Annotated in this window: 26 protein-coding genes; 23 read left to right on the top strand and 3 right to left on the bottom strand. The window is 67.8% G+C overall.

Annotation, left to right across the window (positions count from 1 at the left end; all coding sequences use genetic code 11):
* Positions 1-64: 64 nt before the first annotated feature.
* From minC to ACSFA2_RS18390, 4 genes are all read left to right on the top strand, one after another.
* Positions 65-820: a septum site-determining protein MinC gene (gene minC / locus ACSFA2_RS18405; RefSeq protein WP_435456760.1), complete on the top strand. Its 756-nt coding sequence runs from the start codon at positions 65-67 to the stop codon at positions 818-820.
* 47 nt (positions 821-867) lie between these two features.
* Complete coding sequence (gene minD / locus ACSFA2_RS18400; protein ID WP_435456759.1) at positions 868-1,683, top strand: septum site-determining protein MinD; 816 nt, start codon at positions 868-870, stop codon at positions 1,681-1,683.
* Positions 1,684-1,686: 3 nt separating this feature from the next.
* On the top strand, positions 1,687-1,965 hold the full coding sequence (gene minE / locus ACSFA2_RS18395; protein WP_435456758.1) for a cell division topological specificity factor MinE: 279 nt from the start codon (positions 1,687-1,689) through the stop codon (positions 1,963-1,965).
* A 745-nt stretch (positions 1,966-2,710) separates the two neighbouring features.
* Entirely contained in the window at positions 2,711-4,597 is a 1,887-nt protein-coding gene (locus ACSFA2_RS18390) for a GspE/PulE family protein (protein WP_435456769.1), read from the top strand.
* 46 nt (positions 4,598-4,643) lie between these two features.
* Here the strand turns inward: ACSFA2_RS18390 and ACSFA2_RS18385 are convergent, their stop codons facing one another.
* A complete protein-coding gene (locus ACSFA2_RS18385; RefSeq protein WP_435456757.1) occupies positions 4,644-5,018 on the bottom strand; it encodes a hypothetical protein in 375 nt (124 codons plus the stop codon).
* Between the two features lie 333 nt (positions 5,019-5,351).
* Between ACSFA2_RS18385 and rutA the strand changes: the two genes are divergently transcribed.
* From rutA to rutF, 6 genes are read left to right on the top strand one after another with little or no spacing between them, the layout of a single operon-like run.
* Positions 5,352-6,464, top strand: coding sequence for a pyrimidine utilization protein A (rutA, locus tag ACSFA2_RS18380; RefSeq protein ID WP_435456756.1), 1,113 nt, complete (start codon positions 5,352-5,354; stop codon positions 6,462-6,464).
* 20 nt (positions 6,465-6,484) lie between these two features.
* Entirely contained in the window at positions 6,485-7,276 is a 792-nt protein-coding gene (gene rutB, locus ACSFA2_RS18375; protein WP_435456755.1) for a pyrimidine utilization protein B, read from the top strand.
* Between the two features lie 39 nt (positions 7,277-7,315).
* Positions 7,316-7,705 (top strand): pyrimidine utilization protein C, encoded by a 390-nt coding sequence (gene rutC / locus ACSFA2_RS18370; RefSeq protein WP_262077673.1) that lies wholly within the window; start codon positions 7,316-7,318, stop codon positions 7,703-7,705.
* On the top strand, positions 7,705-8,499 hold the full coding sequence (gene rutD / locus ACSFA2_RS18365) for a pyrimidine utilization protein D (RefSeq protein WP_435456754.1): 795 nt from the start codon (positions 7,705-7,707) through the stop codon (positions 8,497-8,499). The genes rutC and rutD overlap by 1 nt, the downstream gene beginning before the upstream one ends.
* A 6-nt stretch (positions 8,500-8,505) precedes the next feature.
* Positions 8,506-9,096 carry a malonic semialdehyde reductase gene (locus ACSFA2_RS18360; RefSeq protein ID WP_435456753.1) on the top strand — a complete coding sequence of 197 codons (591 nt, stop codon included), beginning with the start codon at positions 8,506-8,508 and terminating at the stop codon, positions 9,094-9,096.
* 26 nt (positions 9,097-9,122) lie between these two features.
* Positions 9,123-9,608, top strand: coding sequence for an NADH-dependent FMN reductase RutF (gene rutF / locus ACSFA2_RS18355; protein WP_435456752.1), 486 nt, complete (start codon positions 9,123-9,125; stop codon positions 9,606-9,608).
* Positions 9,609-9,634: 26 nt separating this feature from the next.
* Here the strand turns inward: rutF and rutR are convergent, their stop codons facing one another.
* Positions 9,635-10,360 carry an HTH-type transcriptional regulator RutR gene (rutR, locus tag ACSFA2_RS18350; RefSeq protein ID WP_435456751.1) on the bottom strand — a complete coding sequence of 242 codons (726 nt, stop codon included), beginning with the start codon at positions 10,358-10,360 and terminating at the stop codon, positions 9,635-9,637.
* 177 nt (positions 10,361-10,537) lie between these two features.
* Between rutR and ACSFA2_RS18345 the strand changes: the two genes are divergently transcribed.
* The 13 genes from ACSFA2_RS18345 (at position 10,538) to ACSFA2_RS18285 (ending at position 22,950) form a co-directional block, all read left to right on the top strand.
* Positions 10,538-11,539 (top strand): isopenicillin N synthase family dioxygenase, encoded by a 1,002-nt coding sequence (locus ACSFA2_RS18345; RefSeq protein WP_435456750.1) that lies wholly within the window; start codon positions 10,538-10,540, stop codon positions 11,537-11,539.
* Between the two features lie 334 nt (positions 11,540-11,873).
* Entirely contained in the window at positions 11,874-12,260 is a 387-nt protein-coding gene (locus tag ACSFA2_RS18340; protein WP_435456749.1) for a VOC family protein, read from the top strand.
* Positions 12,261-12,306: 46 nt separating this feature from the next.
* Positions 12,307-13,398: a BMP family ABC transporter substrate-binding protein gene (locus ACSFA2_RS18335; protein WP_435456748.1), complete on the top strand. Its 1,092-nt coding sequence runs from the start codon at positions 12,307-12,309 to the stop codon at positions 13,396-13,398.
* A 16-nt stretch (positions 13,399-13,414) separates the two neighbouring features.
* A complete protein-coding gene (locus ACSFA2_RS18330) occupies positions 13,415-14,935 on the top strand; it encodes an ABC transporter ATP-binding protein (protein WP_435456747.1) in 1,521 nt (506 codons plus the stop codon).
* 7 nt (positions 14,936-14,942) lie between these two features.
* Positions 14,943-16,052, top strand: coding sequence for an ABC transporter permease (locus tag ACSFA2_RS18325; RefSeq protein ID WP_435456746.1), 1,110 nt, complete (start codon positions 14,943-14,945; stop codon positions 16,050-16,052).
* Between the two features lie 4 nt (positions 16,053-16,056).
* Positions 16,057-17,001, top strand: coding sequence for an ABC transporter permease (locus ACSFA2_RS18320; protein WP_435456745.1), 945 nt, complete (start codon positions 16,057-16,059; stop codon positions 16,999-17,001).
* Positions 17,001-17,702: a cysteine hydrolase family protein gene (locus ACSFA2_RS18315; protein WP_435456744.1), complete on the top strand. Its 702-nt coding sequence runs from the start codon at positions 17,001-17,003 to the stop codon at positions 17,700-17,702. The genes ACSFA2_RS18320 and ACSFA2_RS18315 overlap by 1 nt, the downstream gene beginning before the upstream one ends.
* Positions 17,663-18,694 (top strand): isopenicillin N synthase family dioxygenase, encoded by a 1,032-nt coding sequence (locus tag ACSFA2_RS18310; RefSeq protein WP_435456743.1) that lies wholly within the window; start codon positions 17,663-17,665, stop codon positions 18,692-18,694. The genes ACSFA2_RS18315 and ACSFA2_RS18310 overlap by 40 nt, the downstream gene beginning before the upstream one ends.
* A 59-nt stretch (positions 18,695-18,753) precedes the next feature.
* Positions 18,754-19,800, top strand: a complete 1,047-nt coding sequence (locus ACSFA2_RS18305; RefSeq protein WP_435456742.1) for an ABC transporter substrate-binding protein — start codon at positions 18,754-18,756, stop codon at positions 19,798-19,800.
* Positions 19,797-20,909, top strand: coding sequence for an ABC transporter ATP-binding protein (locus ACSFA2_RS18300; protein ID WP_435456741.1), 1,113 nt, complete (start codon positions 19,797-19,799; stop codon positions 20,907-20,909). Before ACSFA2_RS18305 ends, ACSFA2_RS18300 begins: the two co-directional genes overlap by 4 nt.
* Positions 20,906-21,811 carry an ABC transporter permease gene (locus tag ACSFA2_RS18295; protein WP_435456740.1) on the top strand — a complete coding sequence of 302 codons (906 nt, stop codon included), beginning with the start codon at positions 20,906-20,908 and terminating at the stop codon, positions 21,809-21,811. Before ACSFA2_RS18300 ends, ACSFA2_RS18295 begins: the two co-directional genes overlap by 4 nt.
* On the top strand, positions 21,808-22,620 hold the full coding sequence (locus ACSFA2_RS18290) for an ABC transporter permease (RefSeq protein ID WP_435456739.1): 813 nt from the start codon (positions 21,808-21,810) through the stop codon (positions 22,618-22,620). Before ACSFA2_RS18295 ends, ACSFA2_RS18290 begins: the two co-directional genes overlap by 4 nt.
* A gap of 81 nt (positions 22,621-22,701) precedes the next feature.
* The gene (locus ACSFA2_RS18285; protein WP_262077655.1) at positions 22,702-22,950 is read left to right on the top strand and encodes a hypothetical protein; all 249 of its coding nucleotides are present in this window, start codon (positions 22,702-22,704) and stop codon (positions 22,948-22,950) included.
* A gap of 57 nt (positions 22,951-23,007) precedes the next feature.
* Here ACSFA2_RS18285 and ACSFA2_RS18280 read toward each other — a convergent pair whose 3' ends face one another.
* Positions 23,008-23,433: an RcnB family protein gene (locus ACSFA2_RS18280; RefSeq protein ID WP_435456738.1), complete on the bottom strand. Its 426-nt coding sequence runs from the start codon at positions 23,431-23,433 to the stop codon at positions 23,008-23,010.
* Between the last annotated feature and the right edge of the window lie 63 nt (positions 23,434-23,496).

The following is a 23,496-nucleotide window of genomic DNA, read 5'->3' as shown; positions in this document are numbered from 1 at the left end:
CCGGAACGCCTTTTCGGGTGGGCCCAGCCGTTAGACTTCAACGCTTTTCGGACGACCTTTTCCCATGGCCGATGCTTCCGCCGCGCGCAACAAGGCGGTATTCGAATTCAAGAGCGCCACGCTGCCGCTGGTGGCGGTGATCCTCAAGACGGCGAAGCTGGACGTGCTGGCCGACGCGCTGGACGCGCAGCTGGCCGACTCCCCCGACTTCTTCGAGCAGGAACCGGTGGTGATCGACCTGTCGCTGCTGCAGGACGAAGGCGAGGCCGCCGACATCGACTTCACGGCGCTGCGCAACCTGCTGGCGCGCCACCAGACGCAACCGATCGCGGTGCGCGGCGGCAGCGATGCGCAGAACGCCGCAGCGCGCAACGCCGGGCTGTCCATCGCGGCAATGCCTGTCGCCCCCACACCCACGCCCCGCGCTCCGGCGCCCGCGCCGGTCAGCGAAGCACCGCAGATCGTGCGCGAAGTGCCGGTGCCCGCGGCCGGCACGCTGGTCATCGACAAGCCGCTGCGCTCGGGCCAGCAGGTCTATGCCCGCGGTGGCGACGTGATCGTGATGGCGGTCGTGAACTTCGGCGCCGAAGTGATCGCCGACGGCAACATCCACGTGTATGCGCCGCTGCGCGGCAAGGCGATCGCCGGCGCGCGCGGCAACACCGAAGCCCGCATCTTCACCACCTGCATGGAAGCGCAGCTGGTGGCGATCGCCGGCATCTACCGCACCTCCGAAGTCGCGCTGCCGGCCGACATCGCGGGCAAGGCCGTCCAGATCCATCTGGACGACAAGAAGCTTCTGATGGAGCCGATCCTCTGATCGCCGCTCCGCACCCTGAACAACCGAAAAACGAAGAAGGAACGGCAATGGCCAAAATTGTGGTGGTGACCTCGGGCAAGGGCGGCGTCGGCAAGACGACCACGAGCGCCAGCTTCGCGACGGGCCTGGCGCTCGCCGGCAAGAAGACGGCGGTGATCGACTTCGACGTGGGCCTGCGCAACCTGGACCTGATCATGGGCTGCGAACGCCGCGTGGTGTACGACCTCATCAACGTGATCCAGGGCGAGGCCAACCTGAACCAGGCGCTCATCAAGGACAAGCAGTGCGACAACCTGTTCGTGCTGGCTGCCTCGCAGACGCGCGACAAGGAAGCGCTGACGCAGGAGGGCGTCGAGAAGGTGCTGAACGACCTGTCGGCGATGGACTTCGACTACATCGTCTGCGACTCACCCGCGGGCATCGAGACCGGCGCGATGATGGCCATGTACTTCGCCGACGAGGCGCTGATCGTGACCAATCCGGAAGTCTCTTCGGTGCGCGATTCCGACCGCATCCTGGGCATGCTCGGCAGCAAGACCAAGCGCGCCAAGGACGGCGGCGACCCGATCAAGGAACATCTGCTGATCACGCGCTACAACCCGCACCGCGTGGCCGGCGGCCAGATGCTGTCGCTGGAAGACATCCAGGACATCCTGCGCATCAAGCTGATCGGCGTGATCCCGGAATCGGAGACGGTGCTCAACGCCTCCAACCAGGGCGTGCCGGCCATCCACGACAAGGGCACCGACGTGTCGGAGGCGTACACCGACGTGGTCGCGCGCTTCCTGGGCGAAGACCGCCCCATGCGTTTCATCGAAGCGGAAAAGCCGGGCTTCTTCAAGCGCATCTTCGGGGGGAAGTAAGCCATGTCCTTCCTCTCTTTCCTGCTCGGCGAAAAGAAGAAGACGGCCAGCGTCGCCAAGGAGCGGCTGCAGATCATCCTCGCCCACGAGCGCTCGAGCCTGAGCGGCAAGCGCCGCCCCGACTACCTGCCCGACCTGCAGCGCGAGCTGGTGGCGGTGATCTCGAAGTACGTCTCCATCAACCCGGACGACATCAAGGTGCACCTGGAACGCCAGGACGACCTCGAGGTGCTCGACATCAAGATCGAGCTGCCCGACGCGACGCCCACCCCGGCGCGCTGACGCAGACGCGAACTTTCGGCTTCGCCATTGCGCGAAGCGAGGGGGTTTCCCTGCATTCATCGACCCTTCACCGCCGGCTCGACCCCTGTAGAGTGATGTCGAAATGGGAGAAGTGCCCGCGACAAGCCGACCCGAAGCGGCTGCGGGGCCGTTGAACGGGCCAGGACCCTGGAGTTCGCGAATGACAGTCACATTGAAGCCGATCGACTGGGACCCCCCCAAGGAGGTCCCCGGAGGACGTGCGAGCAAGCGCGAGGGCTTCCTGTGGCCCAACCCGCCCCAGGGCGGCTACCCGGCGGCCAAGCCGCAGACCGAGCCGCTGCCGTGCGAGATCCACAGCCTGAACGACCAGCGCGTGGCCGGGCGGATGACCTTCTTCGTGCCGGAAGAGCGGGTGCTGCACGTGCAACTGCCGCGCGCCCGCACCACCCTGGCGCTGCGCTTCGACCAGATCCGCGCCATCACCCTCACCGCGCCGATCGCGCCGCTGAACCCGCCGGTGCTCGACCCGCAATCGGGCGCGCTGCGCCAGCCGGGCCAGAGCCGCTTCAAGCTGCGCTTCACCAGCGGCAGTCAGCTCGCGGGTGAGACGGTCGGCCATGTCGAGAACGGCGTCGGCCTCTTCCTCTTTCCGCCGGCGAGCGACGACGGCAGCGTGCAGCGCCTGTTCATCCCGCGCAGCGCCTACGTGAAGTTCGAGCTGGACACCAGCGTCGCCGCACCCCCGAGCGCCGCCGCCGAGATGATGCTGTCACGCGTGGTGACCACGCACGACCAGCTGCTGGAGGCGATCGCGCAGCAGACCCGCATGCCGATGGTGCGCATCGGCGAGGCGCTGATCTCGCTGGGCATGATCACCACCGAGCAGCTGCAAGAGGCACTTGGCGCCCAGAAGAACGAGCGCCGCGTGCCGCTGGGCGAGCTGCTGGTGCGGCAGAACGCCGTGTCGCGTGCCGACCTGCAGGTCGCGCTGGCCCGCAAGATGGGCTACCCGCTGGTCGACCTCGACACCTTCCCGGCCGAGGCCGAAGCGTTGCGCAAGATCAGCTATGGCGCCGCGCAGCGCCTGCAGGTGATGCCGCTGCTGGTGCGCGACGGCCGCCTGATCGTCGCACTCGACGACCCGGCCAACCGGCGCAGCGCGGTCGACGAGGTGGAGTTCATCGCCCAGATGAAGGCCGTGCCGGTGCTGGCCCAGTGCCGCGACATGGAACGCATGATGTTCACCGCCTACGACAAGATCGGCGCGGCGGCCGACAGCCGGCCGGGCAGCGTGGCGCTGCAGCCCATCGAGTTCGTGCCGGACGACACCAGCGAACTGCTCGAGACCCTCGAGAAAGAGGGCAAGCAGGACCGCCCCGACGACGACACGCCGATCGAGCAGTCGGACAACTCGCTGGTGCGCATGATCAACCGGATGATCCTGGAAGCCCATGGCGCCGGCGTCTCCGACATCCACATCGAGAGCTATCCCGGCCGCGAGAAGATCCGCATCCGCTTCCGCAAGGACGGCCAGCTGCGCACCTACCTCGAGCTGCCGCCGAACTACCGCAACGCGATGATCGCGCGCATCAAGATCATGTGCGACCTCGACATCAGCGAGCGCCGCAAGCCGCAAGACGGCAAGATCAACTTCGCCAAATTCTCGCCACAGCACCGCATCGAGCTGCGCGTGGCCACCATCCCGACCAACAGCGGCCTGGAAGACGTGGTGATGCGGATCCTGGCGTCGGCCAAGCCGATCGCGCTCGACCGGCTCGGCCTGTCGGCGCCAAACCTCGAGCGCCTGCGCGACGCCATCGAGCGGCCCTACGGCATGGTGCTGTGCGTGGGCCCGACGGGCTCGGGCAAGACCACCACGCTGCACTCCGCGCTCAGCCACATCAACGTGCCGGAACGCAAGATCTGGACGGCCGAGGACCCGATCGAGATCACCCAGCCCGGCCTGCGCCAGGTGCAGGTGAACCCGCGCATCGACTGGACCTTCGCGAAGGCGCTGCGCGCCTTCCTGCGCGCCGACCCGGACGTGATCATGGTCGGCGAAATCCGCGACGAGGAAACCGCCAAGACCGCGGTGGAAGCCTCGCTGACGGGCCACCTCGTGCTCTCCACGCTGCACACCAACAGCGCCCCCGAGACGGTGACGCGCCTGCTCGACATGGGCATGGACCCCTTCAACTTCGCCGACTCGCTGCTCGGCGTGCTGGCCCAGCGCCTGGTGCGCCGGCTCTGCACGCAGTGCCGCACCAGCCGCGATGCCGAGCCGGTGGAGATCGAGGAACTGCTGGCCGACTACCTGCACGCCTTCGGTGACGCCGACCTGCCCGAGCCGCGCGACGCGGTGCTGGCGCGCTGGGCGTCGCAGCACGGCCAGGACGGGCGGCTGCAGATGCACACGAGCCCCGGCTGCGCCGCCTGCGACCAGAGCGGCTTCAAGGGCCGCGCCGGCCTGCACGAGCTGATGATGATCTCGCGCGAACTGCGCCACCTGATCCAGACCGGCGCACGCGCCGAGGCCCTGCAGGCCACCGCCCTGCGCGAGGGCATGCGCACGCTGCGCCAGGACGGCATCGAGAAGGTGCTGGCGGGCACGACGACGATCGACGAAGTGCGCGCGACCAGCAACGTCTGAACGCCCACACGCAGGCAGGCGGCGAGCGCGCTTGCTTTCATGGCCGCTAGTTCGCCTTTGTCATTTTGAACGGCCTTCCCATGAAGGTGCCCTCCAGCGTGTTCGCGTCAGTCGCCTTCATTCGCATCGTGTTGTCCTGGCAGCCCGCCAACGTCGTCGAGCGTGCCACCTTGAAGACAAGCTCTTCCGCTGTCGCGCGTTGCACCTCGATCGGATAGGCGCGGCCGGCGCAGGGGTCGTTGCGTTGGGCCACATTCAGGTCCCAGGTGCCTGCGTTGCCCGCCACGATGATGGTGCCATCCCGGTCGATGCCGCGTTCGGTCTTGAAGGCGACCTGCCATTTACCGTCCCACATCTGCGCCGTCTGCGCGACTGCGAAGAGCGGGAGACACGCGGCAAGCGCTGCACGGACGGCTTTCATGACAACTCTCCGGTGGTGGACCACCCATTCTGAAAGTGCGCCGCGTGCTTGCAATATGTCGTTTGACCGGTGATGCCGGAAGTCGCGGCGCGCTTCGCTTCGATGTGCCCAACTGGCGGTGCAGGCCCCGCGGCGCACCACCGGCGCGCACTGCGCACCGGCGCGGCCCGGCCGAACGATCCACTTTGGACCATTTGGTCAAAACCTGACGCGTCGATCCGAACAAGTCTTTGATGCACAAGGACTTTTCAAGATGGCACGAAGCATGCAAAGCGATTCCCATCGCTCCGCAGGCTCGGCCTCGGCCCTCGTCCACTCCTGGAATGGTCCGCCATGAACATCGGCATCTTCATCCCCATCGGCAACAACGGCTGGCTGCTGTCGGAGAACGCGCCCCAGTACAAGCCGAGCTTCGCGCTCAACAAGGAGATCACGCTCCAGGCCGAGCACTACGGCCTGGACTTCGTGCTGTCGATGATCAAGCTGCGCGGCTTCGGCGGCAAGACCGAGTTCTGGGACCACAACCTCGAGTCCTTCACCCTCATGGCCGGCCTGGCCGCCGTGACCACCAAGATCAAGCTCTTCGCCACGGCCGCCTCGCTGGTGATGCCGCCGGCCATCGTCGCGCGCATGGCGTCGACCATCGATTCGATCTCGGGCGGGCGCTTCGGCGTGAACCTGGTCACCGGCTGGCAGCGGCCCGAGTATTCGCAGATGGGGATGTGGCCGGGCGACGAATTCTTCAGCACACGCTACCAGTACCTCTCGGAGTACGTCCAGGTGCTGCGCGACCTGTGGGGCCAGGGCCATTCGGACTTCAAGGGCGCGCATTTCCAGATGGAAGACTGCCGTCTGAGCCCGCAGCCGCAGGCCGACATGAAGGTGATCTGCGCTGGCGCGAGCGACGCGGGCATGGACTTCTCGGCCCAATACGCCGACTACAACTTTTGCTTCGGCAAGGGTGTGAACACGCCCCAGGCCTTCGCGCCCTCGGCGCAGAAGCTGATCGCGGCCACCGCCAAGACCGGCCGCCATGTGACGACCTACGTGCTGATGATGGTGATCGCCGACGAGACCGATGAGGCCGCGCGCGCCAAGTGGGAGCACTACAAGGCCGGCGCCGACCAGGAAGCGATCGCCTGGCTGGGCGTGCAGGGCGCGGCTGACACCAAGTCGGGCGCCGACACCAACGTGCGCCAGATGGCCGACCCCACCTCCGCCGTGAACATCAACATGGGCACACTGATCGGCTCCTATGCCAACGTGGCGCGCATGCTCGACGAAGTGGCCGAGGTGCCGGGCACCGAAGGCGTGCTGCTGACCTTCGACGACTTCGTGCAAGGCGTCGAGGCCTTCGGCGAACGCATCCAGCCGCTGATGAAGAGCCGCGTAGGTGCCGACACGCCGGTGCCGTCGCAGGTCGAACCGCAGGCGCTGGCCGCCTGATCGCTCGAAAGAAACCCGCCATGACAACACCGAAGAACACCACCCTCACCTCGACCGTGCCGGTCGGCGTGCCGAACGCACCCGGTGCCCCGGCCCCGCTGGTGCTGCCGGCACGGCCCGAACCGGTGGCGCTGCACGTGGCCAACTCGGCGCTGATCGTGGTCGACATGCAGAACGCCTACGCGTCGGTGGGCGGCTACGTCGATTCGGCGGGCTTCGACATTTCGGGCGCGCAGGGCACCATCGCCAACATCGTGCGCACCGTCGAGGCGGCACGTGCCGCGGGCATGCTGGTCATCTTCTTGCAGAACGGCTGGGATGCCGCGTACGTCGACGCAGGCGGGCCCGGCTCGCCCAACTGGTACAAGTCGAACGCGCTCAAGACCATGCGCAAGAAGCAGGAGCTGGCCGGCAAGTTCCTGGCCAAGGGTGGGTGGGACTACGAACTGCTCGACGTGATGAAGCCGCAGGCCGGCGACATCGTGATCCCCAAGACGCGCTACAGCGGCTTCTTCAACAGCACGCTCGACAGCACCCTGCGCGCCCGCGGCATCCGCAACCTGGTGTTCACCGGCATCGCGACCAACGTGTGCGTCGAGTCGACGCTGCGCGACGCCTTCCACCTCGAGTACTTCGCCGTGATGCTGGAAGACGCGACGCACGAACTCGGCGGCGCCGCGATCCAGAAGGCCGCCGTCTACAACGTCGAGACCTTCTTCGGCTGGGTCTCGACCGTCGACGACTTCTGCCGCACCGTGGCTGCGCCGAGCACGCCTGCCGCGATGACCGCACGCGAGACCACCGCGGCCTGACCCTTTCCTCCACCCCTCGTTTCTTCAGGAACCTCGTCCATGCCCAAGCAAGCCATCATCCCGCCCGGCACCACCACGCCCATCGCCCCCTTCGTGCCCGGCACCATGGCCGACGGCATCGTCTACGTGTCGGGCACGCTGCCCTTCGACAAGGACAACAACGTGGTCCACGTGGGCGACGCGACGCTGCAGACGCGCCATGTGCTGGAGACCATCAAGAGCGTGATCACCACCGCAGGCGGCACGATGGACGACGTGACCTTCAACATGATCATGATCAAGGACTGGGCCGACTACGCGAAGGTCAACGCCGTCTACGCCGAGTACTTCCCGGGCGTGAAGCCCGCGCGCTACTGCATCCAGTGTGGCCTGGTGAAGCCAGACGCACTCGTGGAAATCGCCTCCATCGCCCACGTCGGCAAGCCCTGATGCCGCTGTACCACGAGGTCCACGGCCAGGCCAGGCCCGGCGCGCCGAGCCTGCTGCTGTCGTCCGGCCTGGGCGGCTCGGCCGGCTTCTGGAAGCCACAGATCCCGGCGCTGGTCGCCGCGGGCTGGCGCGTGCTCGCCTACGACCAGCGCGGCACCGGCCGCAGCCCCGAAGCGCTGAAGGCCGACTACGCGATCGACGACATGGCGCGCGACGCGGTCGAGGTGCTCGACGCGACCGACACCGCGCAGTGCATCGTGATCGGCCATGCGCTGGGCGGCCTGGTCGGCCTGCAGCTGGCGCTCGACACGCCGGATCGCGTGGCCAGTCTGGTGCTGGTCAACGCCTGGTCCAGGCCCAACCCGCACTCGGCGCGCTGCTTCGACGCGCGGCTGGCACTGCTGGGCGCGGTCGGCCCGCGGGCCTATGTCGAGGCACAGCCGATCTTCCTGTACCCGGCCGACTGGTGCGCCGCGCATGCCGACGAGGTGCAGGCCGAGGTCGACCACGCCTTCGCGCACTTTCCCGGCGAAGCCAACATGCGGGCGCGCATCGGTGCATTGCGCGCCTTCGATGTCGATGCACGCCTGGCCAGCATCGCGGTGCCGACGCTGGTCGCCGCCGCGATGGACGACGTGCTCGTGCCCTGGACGATGTCGCAGCGCCTGGCCGACGCCCTGCCCCGCGCGATACTCGACCGCGTACCGCATGGCGGACACGCCCACAGCGTGACGGACGCGGACACCTTCAACGCCACCCTGCTCGCCTTCCTCGCCAAGACGGGCGCTCACTGACATCCCATGACCCAAGCCCTCGACACCGCCGCCCTGGCGACCCTTTTCACCGAAGCTCGCAGCCAGAACGGCTGGACGGCCGAACCCGTGTCCGACGACCTGCTCCAGCAGGTCTACGAACTCGCCCGCATGGGCCCGACCTCGGTCAACTGCTCGCCGGCCCGCTTCGTCTTCGTGCGCACCGCCGAGGGCAAGGAACGCCTGAAGCCGGCCCTGTCGCCCAGCAACGTCGACAAGACGATGACGGCCCCCGTCACGGTGATCGCGGCCTGGGACACGGCCTTCTACGACAAGCTGCCCAAGCTGTTCCCGCATGCCGACGCACGCCCCTGGGTGGCCGGCACCCCGGAGCTGGCGCACGAATCCGCCTTTCGCAATGGCACGCTGCAAGCGGCCTACCTGATCCTCGCGGCCCGCTCGCTGGGCCTGGACGCCGGCCCGATGTCGGGCTTCGACAAGGCCAAGGTCAACGCCGCCTTCTTCGGCGGCACGACCTGGACCGTCAACTTCCTCATCAACCTCGGCCACGGCGACGTGTCGAAGGTCTTCGGCCGCCTGCCGCGGCTGGACTTCGCCGAGGCCTGCACGCTCGCCTGAGCCAGAACCAGGACCGGGACACGCCCATGCAGAAGGCCGACTACCGCAACGCGATGTCGCGCCTGGGCGCGGCCGTCAACATCATCACCACCGACGGCCCCGCTGGCCGCGCCGGCTTCACCGCCTCAGCCGTGTGCAGCGTGACCGACGAGCCGCCCACGCTGCTGATCTGCCTGAACCGCACGGCCTCGGTGTACCCGGCCTTCGAGGCCAACGGCGTGCTGTGCGTGAACGTGCTGGCGCCGGACCACCAGGAACTCTCCGGCGTGTTCGGCGGCAAGACGCCGATGGACGAGCGCTTCGCAGCCGGCCGCTGGCACGCGGGCGTCACCGGTTCGCCGATGCTCGACGGTGCCGCCGTGTCCTTCGATTGCCGCGTGGTGCGCAGCACCGCCGTCGGCACGCACGACGTGCTGTTCTGCGAGGTGGCTGCGATCACCCTCGGCGACACGGCCCACGGGCTCGTCTATTTCGACCGGCGCTATCACGGCCTCGTGACGACGGCGGAGTAAGCCGGCGCCCCGGGCCCGACAGCCGGTCAGTTTGCCGCGATGCCCTGCAGCACGATGCGCTGCACGTTTTCCACCGTCTGCTCAAAGAAGGCCGGGTCGTCGAGCGTGCGCCCGGTGATGGCCTGCACCTGCACGCCGAAGTCGGCGTAGTGCTGCGTGGTGGCCCACAGCGCGAAGATCAGGTGGTGCGGGTCGACCGGCCCGAGCTTGCCGGCCGCAACCCACGCGCGGATGACGTCCGACTTTCGCTCGACCAGGTCGCGCAGCTCGCGGCTGAGTTCGTCGCGCAGCAGCGGTGCGCCCTGGATCATCTCCAGGCAGAACAGCCGCGACGCATCGGGCCGGTCGCGCGAGATCACCAGCTTGCGGCGGATGTAGTCGGCGATGGCCTCCCGCGGGTCCTGTTCCACGCTGAAGCCACGCAGCGGCTCGAGCCACACGGTGAGCAGGTCGCGCAGCACGCAGACGTAGAGCTCTTCCTTGTTGGCGAAGTAATAGAGCAGGTTGCTCTTGGAGACATCGGCGCGCGCGGCCACCTGGTCGACGCTGGTGCCGTGCAGCCCGTAGCGCGAGAAAAGGCCGAGCGCCGCGGCCAGGATGACGCTGCGCTTGTCCTCGATCTGCCGCAGGCGCCGGTTGATCGCGGCGGGCCCGCGCGCGGCCGGCGCCCGCTTGGCCAGCACCCGCTGCGACGGCTTGGCGACTGGCTTCGTTGTGGGCGTCCCCGTGGTGCTCCCTGTCATCTTTGCCATGTCCTGGTGCTTTCTTGTGCATTGCTCTTCAAACGTGCACATCTGCTTGCACGAGCCGTACCCGCTTGGTGCGGCGGCGGCGACGGTAACGCATTTGTCCATTTGGTCCAACTGGCACAGACGTTGCATGCCACACCGTGCCGCGACCGTCCTCGCGTTGCATCAAGGAATGACGACATGACGCTGCTGTCCGTACCGATCATCGACCTCGCGCCCTACTTCGAAGGCACACCGGACGCGCGCGCTGCGCTGGCGCAGCAGGTCGACGAGGCCTGCCGCAGCATCGGCTTCCTGGTCATCACGAACCACGGCATCGACCCCGCGCTGATCGCGCGCGTGTCGGCGCTGTCGCGCCAGTTCTTCGCGCTGCCGCTGGCCGACAAGCGCAGGGTCGACCGGCCCCGCGAAGACGCGGTGCGCGGCTACAGCGCGGTCGGCGAAGAAGGCCTGTCGTACAGCCTGGAGGAAGCCGCGCCGGGCGACCTGAAGGAGTCGTTCTCGATCGGTCCCTCGGGCGTGCCCGACGACGACTACCACCGCGGCCCGGCCGCCGGCCCGCACTTCGAGCCCAACAGCTGGCCGCCGATCCCCGGCTTCCGCGAGGCCTACGAGGATTACTTCGAAGCGATGAGCGATTTGTCGCGCTCGCTCATGCGCATCTTCGCGCTCGGCCTGAAACTGCCCGAGACCTTCTTCGACGACAAGATCGACAAGCACATCAGCATGTTCCGCGTGCTGAGCTACCCGCCGCAGACCGAGGCACCGTTGCCGGGCCAGCTGCGCGCCGGTGCGCACAGCGACTACGGCAGCCTCACCATCGTGCTGCCCGACGACAAGGGGTTGCAGGTCTTCAACAAGGCCGGCCAGTGGGTCGATGTGCCGCAGGTCGACGGTGGCCTGGTGGTGAACATCGCCGACCTGATGATGCAGTGGACCAACGACCAGTGGGTCTCGACGCTGCACCGCGTGGTCAACCCGCCCTTCGAGGTGGCGAGCAGCAACCGGCGGCAGTCGCTGGTGTTCTTCCATCAGCCCAACTACGACGCGATGGTCGAGTGCCTGCCGAGCTGCCTGGCACCGGGTGAGCAGCCCAAATACGCGCCGATTTCCTCGGGTGATCACCTGACCTCGAAGTTCGTGAAGCAGACGACCTTCGGTGGGACCAAGGCGACCGCATAAATGACGCACTGGTTTTCGCCTGGCACGCCTTGTTCGGGGAGCGATCACGCCGACGGCGTACCTTGCTCCGCGAATGTCCCCCGGCCTGCGGCCTCCTCCTTTATTTCGCTGCGCAAGGCACCCCATCGACGAGATCCGGAGGCGCTGTGGGTGATCGCGCGTATGCCCACAGCGTGCCCACGTGCGAAGGGTGCCGGGTGCTCCCCGCAGCGAAATAAAGGAGGAGCCGAAGGCGGGGGACATTCGCGAAGGGGAGGACCCGGTGGCCTGCGCACGCGCCCCGGACAAGAGCGTCCAGAACAAGACGGCCGGCACATCGCAAAGGCAAACTGACATGCCCCACCTCTCCTACGTCAACGTCTTCGCGAAAGACGTGGTCGCGCTCAGCGGCTTCTACCAGCGCGTGTTCGGCTTCCCCGAGATCGAGGCGATCCGCTCGCCGATCTTCCGCGGGCTCGACACCGGCAAGTCGAGCCTGGGTTTCAACGCGCTCGATGCCTACGCGCTGCTGCACCTGGCCGAGTTCTCCGACACGCGCGGCGTGAAGTTCCTGCTGAACATCGACGTCGATTCGAAGGACGAGGTCGACCGCAGGGTGCCCATCGCCGTCGACGCGGGCGCCAAGCTCATCAAGGCGCCCTACGAGACCTACTACCACTGGTACCAGTCGGTGCTGCTCGATCCCGAAGGCAACGTGTTCCGCATCAACTTCATGATGTAGACGCGCTGCCACGATCCCCTTTTCCCAAGCCTGAAAGGTCAGAGTGATGTTGCGTCGATCGATTTCTTGCGCCGTTGCGGCGCTGGTGGCATGTGCAGCGCTGCCGGGGGCCGCCGTGGCTGCCGACGGCTTCACCCTCAAGGGCGAGCCGAAGATCGCGATGATCTATTTCGGCCCGAAGAACGACGGCGGCTGGACGCAGGCCTTCGACGAGGCGCGGCTGAAAGTCGAGGCCGCCATCGGCAAGAAGATCCAGTTCGTCGAGAACGTGCCGGAAGACGCCTCGGCCATCAAGCCGGCGGCCGAGCGCTTCATCTCGCGCGGCGCCAACATCGTGATCGGCACCGCCTTCGGCTACTCCGACGCCTTCAAGGAACTGGCCGCCAAGTACCCCGACGTGGCCTTCCTCAACGGCTCGGGCACCACCAACGGCACCAACCTGGAATCGTTCTACGGCCGCACCTACGAGAGTCAGTACCTGTGCGGCATGGCGGCCGGCGCGGCATCGAAAAGCGGCAAGCTCGGCTTCGTCGCGGCCAACCCCTTCGGCGTGGTGAACTGGACGGTCAACGCCTTCGCGCTCGGGGCGCAGAAGATCAACCCGAACGCCACGGTCAACGTGATCTATACCGGCGCCTGGAACGACCCGGTGAAGGAGCGCGCCGCCGCGATGGCATTGATCGACCAGGGCGCCGACGTGATCGGCCAGCACGTCGATTCGCCCACGCCGCAGATCGTCGCGCAGGAGCGCGGCGTGTACGGCACCGGCCACCACCGCGACCTGCGCCAGTTCGCGCCCAAGGCCACGCTGTGTTCGTCGGTGTGGGTGTGGGACAAGTTCTTGACGCCCGAGCTGAAGAAGATCATGGCCGGCGGCTGGAAGCCGGCGCCCTACGGCGCCTTCATCGCGATGAAGGACGGCGGCACCGACATCGCCGGCTTCGGCGCAGGCGTGCCCAAGGACAAGGCCGCGCTCATCACGGCCGAGCGCGACGCCTTGATGAAGGGCAAGCAGATCTACGCCGGGCCGCTGAAGGACCGCGACGGCAAGGAACGCGTCGCCGCCGGCGCCGTGCTGTCGGACGCCGACCTCTGGAAGATGGACTGGTACGTCAAGGGCGTGGTGACGCAGAAGTAAGGCCCTGGCACTCGGCATGGCAACCGCCCTTCAACTCACCGGCATCGGCAAGTCCTTCGACGGCTTCCAGGCGCTGACCGACGCGGACTTCGACGCGCGCTGGGGGGAAGTGCATGCACTGCTGGGCGAGAACGGCGCGGGCAAGTCGTCGCTGATGAACATTGCGGCCGGCCTCTACGCCCCCGAGGCCGGCCGGATGTGGGTCGACGACAACCCGGTGCAACTGGGCGGCCCGCGCGATGCGGCACGGCATCGCATCGGCATGGTGCACCAGCACTTCAAGCTGGTGAAGCCGTTCACCGTGGCCGAGAACATCCTGCTGGGCCATCCTTTGGCGTCGGGCGAAGGCAGCCATCGCAAGCGGCTCGGCCAGCTGGAAGCACAGATCCGCGCCAAGGCCGCCGAGCTGGGCTTCGACATCGACCCGCGGCAGCGCGTCGCGCACCTGTCGATCGCCGAGCAGCAGCGCGTGGAAATCCTCAAGGTGCTGCTGGCGGGCGCGCGCATCCTGATCCTCGACGAACCGACCGCCGTGCTGACCGATGCAGAAGCCGAGCGCCTGCTGTCGACCGTGCAGGCGCTCGCGCGCAGCGGCGCGGCGGTGGTGCTGGTCACGCACAAGATGACCGACGTGAAGACCTGGGCCGACCGCGTGACCGTGATGCGCGGCGGCCGCACGGTGAAGACGGTCGACCCGAAGCAGGTGGCCGTCGCCGACCTGGTGCAGCTCACCGTCGGCGATTCGGTCGCGGCGCCGCAGCGACGCCGCGATGGCATCACCGCCGGTGCGCCGCGGCTCACGGTGCGCGGGCTGCGCAGTGCAGCGGCTCGCGGAAGGCCCGCGCTCGACGGCGTCGACCTGCAGCTGAAGGCCGGCGAAATCTACGGGCTGGCCGGCGTCGGCGGCAACGGCCAGGGCGAGCTGGCCGCTGCGCTGATGGGCCTGGACGACGCAGTCGAGGGCGACATCACGCTGCAGGATGTCGGTGACCTGAAGCGCCTGTCGAACGCACAGCGGCGCAGCCTGCAGTTCGCCGCCATCCCGGCCGATCGCTACGGCCTCGCGCTGGCCGGCGCGCTGACCGTGGCCGAGAACTTCGGCATCGGCCAGGTGCACGCGGGCCGCTACGGGTCGCCCTGGCGGCTCGACACGCGCACGCTCGAAGCCGATGCACAGGCCGCGGTCGAACAGTTCGATGTGCAGGGCGTGCGCAGCCTCGGCCAGAAAGCCGCACTGCTCTCGGGCGGCAACGCGCAGAAGCTGGTGCTGGCGCGAGAGTTCGGCCGCGCGCCGCGCATCGTGCTGGCGCACAGCCCGAGCCGCGGGCTCGACGTGCGCGCGGGTGCCGAGGTGCACGCGCGCCTGCTGGCCGCGCGCGACGCGGGCGCGGCCGTGCTGCTGATCAGCGAAGACCTCGACGAGGTGCTGGCGCTGGCCGACCGCGTCGGCGTGATGACGCGCGGCCGCATCGTGGCCGAGTTCGATCAACCCGCGGACCGCCAGGCGGTCGGCCAGGCGATGACGGACCATGGCTGAGGCTGCGGTGACGGTTTCCTCCACCGTGCCCGCGAGGGCAAAGCGACCGCTTGCCAGCCGCCGCTTCGCGCTCGAACTGCGCCAGCAGATGGCATGGCACACGCAGGCGCTGATCCTCGGCGTGTCGCTGGCCATCGGCATGGGCGTCTCCGCCGCGATCCTCGTGGCAGCCGGCGTGCCGGCCCACGAGCTGCTCAACGAGTTCGTGCTGCAGACGCTGTTCGACATGCAGAGCCTGCAGGCGGTGCTGTTCCAGGCCGCGCCGATGATCCTCGTGGGCATCGCGGCGTCGATGGCCTTTCGCGCGCGCTTCTGGAACCTCGGGCTCGAAGGCCAGATGATCTGGGGCGCGATCGGTGCGACGGCCATCTCGTTCTTCGATGTGGGCCCCGCCGCACTGCGCCTGCCGCTGATGCTCGTGATGGCGATGGCGCTCGGCCTGCTGTGGGCCCTGGCACCCGCGCTGCTCAAGCTGAAGCTGGCCGTCAACGAGATCATCTCGTCGCTGATGCTCAACTACATCGCCAGCAACTTCCTGCTGCACCTGGTGTACGGCGCGTGGAAGGACCCGAAGGACGCCTTCCCCTACTCGCCGCAGTTCCGCGCCTTCGAGCGGCTGCCCGAGTGGTTCGGCAACGTGAGCACGGCGGCCATCGGCCTGGCCCTCGTCGTCGCGTTGCTCGCGTGGTGGTTCGTCGGCATCAGCCGCGCTGGCCTGTACCTGCGCTTCGTCGACGCCAACCCGCGCATGGCCGATGCGGTGGGCGTGCCGGTGCGCCGCATGATCCTGGCGGCCGTGTTGCTGTCGGGCGCGCTGTCGGGCATCGCGGGCTTCGTCGTCGTCGCGGGGCAGGAAGGCCGGCTCACGCAGGGCTTCTTCGCGGGCTACGGCTTCTCGGGCATCCTGATCGCCTTCCTGGCGCGCAACAACCCGCTGGCCGCCACGGTGGTGGCGGTGCTGGTCGCGGCGCTCTTCGTGGCCGGGCGCAACCTGCAGGTCTTCTACCAAATCCCGTTCTCGATGGTGCAGCTGATCCAGGCCATCGTCGTGATCTGCGTCGCGTCGTCGGACTTCTTCATCCGCCACCGCCTCCGCGCCGTGGCGAGCAAGACCTGAAGCCATGGACGCCTTCGCGATCGCCACCAACTGGCTGGGCAACGCCCCCGACTTCGCCGTGCCCTACGCGCTGGCCGCGCTGGGGCTGATCGTGTGCGAGCGCTCGGGCGTGCTGTCGCTGGGCGCCGAAGGGTTGATGCTGGTCGGCGCGCTGGCCGGCATCGGCGCGCAGATCGCCTTCGGGCAACCGGGCGTGTCGCTGGTCCTCGCGATGTTCGCGGCCAGTGCGGTGTCGGTGCTGTTCGCGGTGATGACGATCCTGCTGCGCGTGAATCAGGTCATCGCGGGGCTTGCACTGGTCTTCTTCTGCCAGGGGCTCACCAGCCTCGCGGGCACGCTGTTCGGCTGGACGAACGTGGCGGTCAGCAGCATCGGCGCCATCGCGCTGTGGCCGCTGTCCGCCCTGCCTTTGGTGGGCCGGCTGTTCAACCAGAACATCGTCGTGTACCTCACGCTGCCGATCTTCGTCGCGGTGGTGTGGGTCCTCACGCGCACCACCGCGGGCCTGCGCCTGCGTGCGGTCGGCGAGAACCCGCAGGCCGCCGACGCGGCCGGCATCAGCGTGACGGCCTGGCGCTTTGCGGCGGTGCTCGCGGGCTCGGCGCTGGTCGGCCTCGCAGGTGCCTACATCTCGGTGGTGAGTACCAAGCTGTGGATCGCCGGCATGACCGGCGGCCGCGGCTGGATCGCGGTCGGCCTGGTGATCTTCGCGCGCTGGTCGCCGTGGAAGGCGCTGGCCGGCGCGGTGCTGTTCGGCTGCGTCGAAGCCTTGATCCCCCAGCTCGCTGCGGCCGGCGTGCAGTTGCCGCAGTACTTCGTGCTGATGACGCCCTATGCGATCACGCTGGCCGTGATGGTGTGGGTGGCGGTCGGGGGCCGTGGCGGCAGCAATGGCCATGACGAACCCGGCGCGCTGGGTCAACCCTATGTGCGAGAGGAGAGAAGATAGTGCGCGCATTCGTCTACGAAGAAGAACGCGAGCTGGACCCGAGCCAGTTCGCCGACTACCTCGACCCGACCACCACCGCGGTGATCTCCATCGACATGCACCGCGGCCACCTGGACGACTCGCCCGAGTGCCCTTGCCCGGCCCCGCGCGCGCGCGACATCGTGGCGCCCATCGACGCATTCCACGACGAAGTGCGCGCGCTCGGCGGTCGCATCGTGCACGTGAAGTCGACGCTGCGGCCCGATGGCGTGGACGACATCCGCGGCATCCCGTCGGCCTGGCGCCGCACCTTCCCGCTGCATGTCGGCCCCATCCCGAACGCCGATGCGCATGCGATCGAGGGCTCGCCGTGGACCGAGTGGGTCACACGCGTCGAGCCCGGCGACATGCGCGTGGAGAACAAGCGGCGGCTCTCGGCCTTCTACCCGACCGACCTCGACTTCCTCTTGCGCAACCAGCGCATCACGACCGTGGTGCTGGATGGCGGCTTCACCGACTGCTGCGTGCTCAACACCGCCTTCGACGCCAACAACCACAACTACCGCGTGATCGTGCTGCGCGACCTGGTGCGCGGCACCGACCCGCAGCTGGAAGCCGCGGCGCTCACGATGGTGTCGCTGCACCTGGGCCTCGTCATGGAATCGCAGGACCTGCTGACCCAGTGGCGCGGCGCCTCGCGGCCCTCCCCTTCTTCCACCTGAACGACCCGATGCTGACGTCCATTCCCCTCATCGATCTCGGCGGCAACGTCGACCCGCAGAGCGCCGCGGCGCAGGCCAGTGCCGTCGAACTGCACGACGCGCTGAGCACCCTCGGCTTCGCCTACATCGGCGGCCACACCGTGTCGCCCGCCACGCGCACCGCGGCCTTCGCGGCGTCAAGGCGCTTCCACGAATCACCGCTCGAACGCAAGCAGTCGCTCGCCATCAACGCGGCGCACCGCGGCTACATGGGCATGGCCACGTCGACCATCGTCACCTCGTCCGTCGCCAAGGTCACCAAGCCCAACATGAGCGAGTCGTTGATGCTGATGCACGAGCTGCCGCCGGACGACCCCGGCCTGCTCGCCGGGCTGCCGATGCAGGGCCCGAACCAGTGGCCGACGTGGCTGCCCGACTTCAAGCCGGCGATGGAACAGTACGTGCGCGAGGTCGACGTGCTGGGCCGCTACATCGTGCGGTTGATCGCGATCAGCCTCGGCCTGCCGGCCACCGCGCTCGACCATCACTTCGACCACCCGACCACCTTCCTGCGCGCGCTGCACTACCCGCCGCAGCCGCCGCTGGCCGACGACCAGATGGGCTCGGCGCCGCACACCGACTACGGGATCATCACGCTGCTGGCGCAGGACGACTCGGGCGGCCTGCAGGTGCGCCCGCGTGGCGGCGACTGGATCGAAGCACCGCCCATCGCCAACACCTACGTGCTCAACGTCGGCGACATGCTGGCGCGCTGGACCAACGGCCGCTTCGTGTCGACGCCGCACCGTGTCATCAACCGCTCGGGCGGCGACCGCTATTCGCTGCCCTACTTCCTCGACCCGTCGATGGATGCGCTGATCGAATGCCTGCCGACCTGCACCGACGCCGAGCACCCGCCCCTCTATCCACCAGTGCCCTACGGCGAGTACCTGATGGAGCGGCTCAACAAGAACTACGACTACCGGCGAGACACGTCGAAGGCCTCGGCCTGACGCCCTTTCCTCACGCCCCCTCTGTTCCTCTTTTTCCTTTTTCTTCTTCAAGGACACCCATGAAAAACTTTTCCCGCCGCGACTACCTCCAGGCCATGGCCGCAGCCGCGGGCATGTCGGCGCTGGCCATCCCCGGCATCTCGGCCGCCGCGCAGAACCTGGTCGTCAACACCTACGGCGGCCGCTGGGAGAAGTTCTGGCGTTCCGACCTGATGCCGATGTTCCAGAAGTCCGCCGGCGTCGAGACCACGCTCGACGTGGGCCTGGGCAAGAACTTCGTCGCCAACCTGCGCGCGGCGGGCATCGAGAAGCCGCCCTACAGCATCCTCATGCTCAACGAGAACATCGCGAGCATGGTGCGCGCCGAAGGCTACTTCGAGGCCATTCCCGCGGCCAAGGTGCCGAACCTGGCCAACGCCTACCCGTTCCTGCGCAATCCGGGCGACAACGGCGTGCGCGGCATCGTGTCGACCATCGGCATCGGCTACCGCAAGGACCTGGTGAAGACGCCGCCCAAGTCGTGGAGCGACCTGTGGAGCAACCCCGAATTCAAGGGCAAGATCGGTCTCTACCAGATCGGCAACACGGCCGCGATGCTGTTCCTCCTGATGACGGCCAAGCTCTACGGCGGCTCGCAGGACGCGATCGACCGCGCCTTCGTCGAGATCAAGAAGCTGTTGCCCTTCACGCAGGCCGACTGGAGCGGCACGCTGTCGACCATGCTCACGCGCGGCGACGTCACGGTGGCGGTCATCGACTTCCCCGAGATCGTCGCGCTGCAGAAGAAGGGCGTGCCGGTCGAGATGGTGGTGCCCACCGAAGGCGTGCTGGCCTTCGAGCAGTCCTTCAACGTGCTGAAGAACGCACCCGCCAAGGAAGAGGCCTACAAGTACCTCGACTTCATCCTGCGCCCCGATGTGCAGGAGATGATGGCCAAGGAGTTCTTCACATCGCCGACCAACACGAAGTCCAAACTCGACGCGGCGCTCGCCAAAGACGTGCCGGTGTCTGGAGAGGGCATGAAGAAGATCTTCCAGTTCGACTGGAGCAAGGTCAATCCGCAGGTCGCAGCGATCACCGACCGCTGGAACCGGGAGATGAAGTGAGCGTGGCGACCGACGCGTCGCCCGCCCTCGGGCGACGCACCACGCGCGTGTCGCTCGACGGCCTGCGCAAGACCTTCGCCGGCAGCGCCACGCCGGCCATCCAGCACCTCGACCTGAACACGGTCGAGGGCGAGTTCATCTCGCTGCTGGGGCCCAGCGGCTGCGGCAAGACCACCACGCTGCGTTGCGTGGCGGGCTTCGAGTTTCCCGACCAGGGCCGCGTGCGGCTGAACGACGAGGACATCACCGACCTGCCACCCGAGAAGCGCGACATCGGCATGGTGTTCCAGAACTACGCGCTGTTCCCGCACCTCACCGTCGCACGCAACCTGGCCTTCGGGCTGGAAATGCGCGGCGTGGGCAAGGTGGAATGCAAGCGCCGCATCGACGCCGTGCTGGCGATGGTGCAGCTCACCGCCATGGCCGAGCGTTACCCGCGCCAGCTCTCGGGCGGTCAGCAGCAGCGCGTGGCGCTGGCGCGAGCGCTCGTCATCGAGCCGCGCCTGCTGCTGCTCGACGAGCCGCTGGCCAACCTCGACGCGGTGCTGCGCGAGGACATGCGCGTGTTCATTCGCGAGCTGCAAAAGCGCGTGGGCATCACCACGCTCTACGTCACGCACGACCAGGCCGAGGCGATGGTGATGTCCGACCGCGTGGCCGTGATGCTCGGCGGCCGGCTGCTGCAGTTCGACGTGCCCGAGGCGATCTACCTGCGCCCGCGCAGCATCGAGGTCGCGCGCTTCATCGGCCGCTCGAACCTGATCGAAGGTCGCGTCGAAGGCCTGACCGATGCTCCGGGGCCCTACCCCACCTACCGCATCGGCACACCCCTCGGCGACGTGCCGGCCTGCTACGACCAACCGCTCGCGAGCGGGCAGGCGGTGCACGTGACCATCCGCCCCGAGGCGATCCGCTTCCAGAACGACGGGCCCTACACGGGCAACGTGCAGGCCACCTACTTCCTGGGCAGCACGGTCGAGCACACGGTGCAGTGCGCCGGTGGCCAGAGCCTGCTGGTGCAGACCGCACCGAGCCAGCGCGTGGACGCCGGCGCGACGGCCGCCTTCGCCTTCGATCCGGGCCATGCCTGGATCGTCGCGGCCGCATGAGCGCGACGATGACGGCCACGGCGCCTGCCCTCGCCACCGTGCGCCGCCCGCAGCCACTGGGCCGTCGCGCCTTCTGGCTGATCGTGCCGGCGCTGGTGCTGATCGGCGTCTTCCTGGTGCTGCCCTACCTCAACATCGTGAGCATGAGCCTGCGCCCGCCCGCCGTCGGCGCGCCCTACGGCAAGGGCTTCACGCTGTCGAACTACGCGGCGCAACTGGGCGACGGCTACGTGCTGGGCGTGCTGGCCGACACGCTGCTGCTCGGCCTCACGACGGTGCCCATCTGCCTGCTGCTGGGCTACCCCGTCGCGTTCCATCTGGCACGAACCAAGTCGGGCTGGGGCAGCCTGCTCTACGTGCTGGTGCTGTCGCCGCTGCTCGTCGGCGTGGTGGTGCGCAGCTTCGGCTGGCTGATCCTGCTGTCGGGCAACGGCGTGATCAATCGCGCATTGATCGACATGGGCCTGATCGAGACCGGCCTGCAGCTGATGAACAACCGCCTGGGCGTGACCATCGCGCTGGTGCACGTGTTCCTGCCCTTCATGATCCTGCCGCTGGTGGGCGTGATCCAGGCCATCGACCCGACGCTGGAGCAGGCCGCGCGCTCGCTGGGCGCTTCGCGGCTCAAGGTGTTCTGGCGGGTCATCCTGCCGCTGTCGTGGCCGGGCATCCAGGCCGGCACCATCCTGGTCTTCGTGCTGACGCTGAGCGCGTACGTCACGCCGGTGATGCTGGGCGGCGCGCAGGTCAAGACGATGTCGGTGCTGGTGGTACAGAACCTGATCGACAATTTCCAGTGGCCGGTCGGCGCCGCGCAGGCGCTGGTGCTGGCCTTCTGCGGCATGGCGGCGGTCTTCGTCTACGCCCGCATCAGCGGCCTCTTCACGAAAGGCATCCAGTGAAGCGCAACCCCATGGGCAGCCGCGTGGCCGACGGCCTGGGCCTGGCCTACGTCGGCGCGGTGTACGTGTTCCTGCTGCTGCCGATCGTGATCATCGTGCTGATGTCGCTCAACGCCGGCGAGTTCCTGACCTTCCCGCCGCAGGGCATGTCGCTGCGCTGGTTCGGCACGCTGTTCGCCAACGAAGCCTTCATGCGCGCCATCGGCACGTCGTTGAAGGTGGCGGCCATCGCCACCGTGTGCTCCACGCTGATCGGCGTCAGCGGCGCGCTGTACGTGGTGCGCTATTCGACGCGCTTTCGCGAGGGCCTGCGCATGCTGCTGATGCTGCCGCTCATGCTGCCGGAGATCCTGACGGCCATCGCGCTGCTGTTCTTCCTGTATGCGAGTGGCATCGGCACCAAGACCATGTTCGGCCTCGTCGTCGGCCATGTGCTGGTGACACTGCCCTACGTGTTCACCAACGTGGCGTCGACGCTCTACAACCAGGACGCATCGCTCGAGCAGGCGGCGCGCAGCCTGGGCGCCTCGCCGGTGCGCGCCTTCCTGCGCGTGACGCTGCCGCTGATCAAGTCGGGGATCATCACCGGCGCGCTGTTCGCCTTCGTGATTTCCTTCGACCTGTTCAACATGTCGCTGCTGCTCAAGGGCATCGGCATGACGACGCTGCCGCTGCAGCTGTTCGACTACCTGCGCTGGGATTTCGATCCGACCGCAGCGGCGGTGTCGACGGTGAGCATCCTGCTCACGCTGGCGGTCGTGATCGTGATCGATCGCACGGTCGGCCTGCGCTCCTTGCGCTTCGGCTGACGGCGGGGTAAATAGTCCAATCCACTGTAGCTATCAAAGGTTACAGTGGAAGACATCCTCAGCTTGCGAAACGGATCCGCCATGGCATCGACCCAGCAGACGCGCATCGAAGTGAAGGCAGCCGCAGCGGCTGCATTGCGCGAGCGATTGCGGCAGGCATTGCCGCTCACCGTCGAGCGGCTGAACCATCGCCAAGCGGACCTGATCGACGATCAGGACATCGAGGGCTTCGTCGCCCTCAACTGGCTGGAATGGCATGGGGGCGGCTTGCGCCTCACCATCACCGGGCGCAACGTGTGCGCTCAGCTGACCACGCCCTCTGCCGTCTGAGTCGACGACGAAAAAAGGCGCTGCCCTCACGGACAGCGCCTTTTTCTTCGCCTGCGCTTATTGCGACGAGATGATCTGCGCGATCACGCCGGTGGCGATGGCGGCCAGCACGAAGTCCCCGCCGACGCCTACCCACTGGTAGCCGCGCGGCGGCTGCTGCAGGCGATAGCCGCGCCAGTCTTCGACCACATAGTTGCGGCCACGGTATTCCTGCGGAACGCGTCCACCGCGACGCCAGTCCGCATGCGGCTGCGGATAGCCGCGGCGATCGGCCTGGCGGCCATCGCGGAAGTCCTGGCGGTCGTGACGCGCGTCATTGCGGGCATCGCGGCGGTCGTCGCGCCGATCGTGTTGTTCATGGCGCTGGTCGTTGCCGCGGGGACCGCGGTCGTCGCCCCGGCGATCCTGCGCGAAGGCGCCGCCCGCCATGCACAGGGCGAGCGCGGCTGCGACGAGGGTCATGCCCCTGGATTTGTTGTTCATCTGAAACTCCTTCTGCGTGGATGAGGGTTCCAGTGTGGGTGCGGCATGTGTCGCCACACCACA

Origin of the sequence: Variovorax cryoconiti, from assembly GCF_051216395.1 — a bacterium.
In the GTDB taxonomy this organism is placed as follows: domain Bacteria; phylum Pseudomonadota; class Gammaproteobacteria; order Burkholderiales; family Burkholderiaceae_C; genus Variovorax.
The sequence above is the reverse complement of the archived record's forward strand: the minus strand, read 5'-3'. Positions and strand labels throughout refer to the sequence as shown.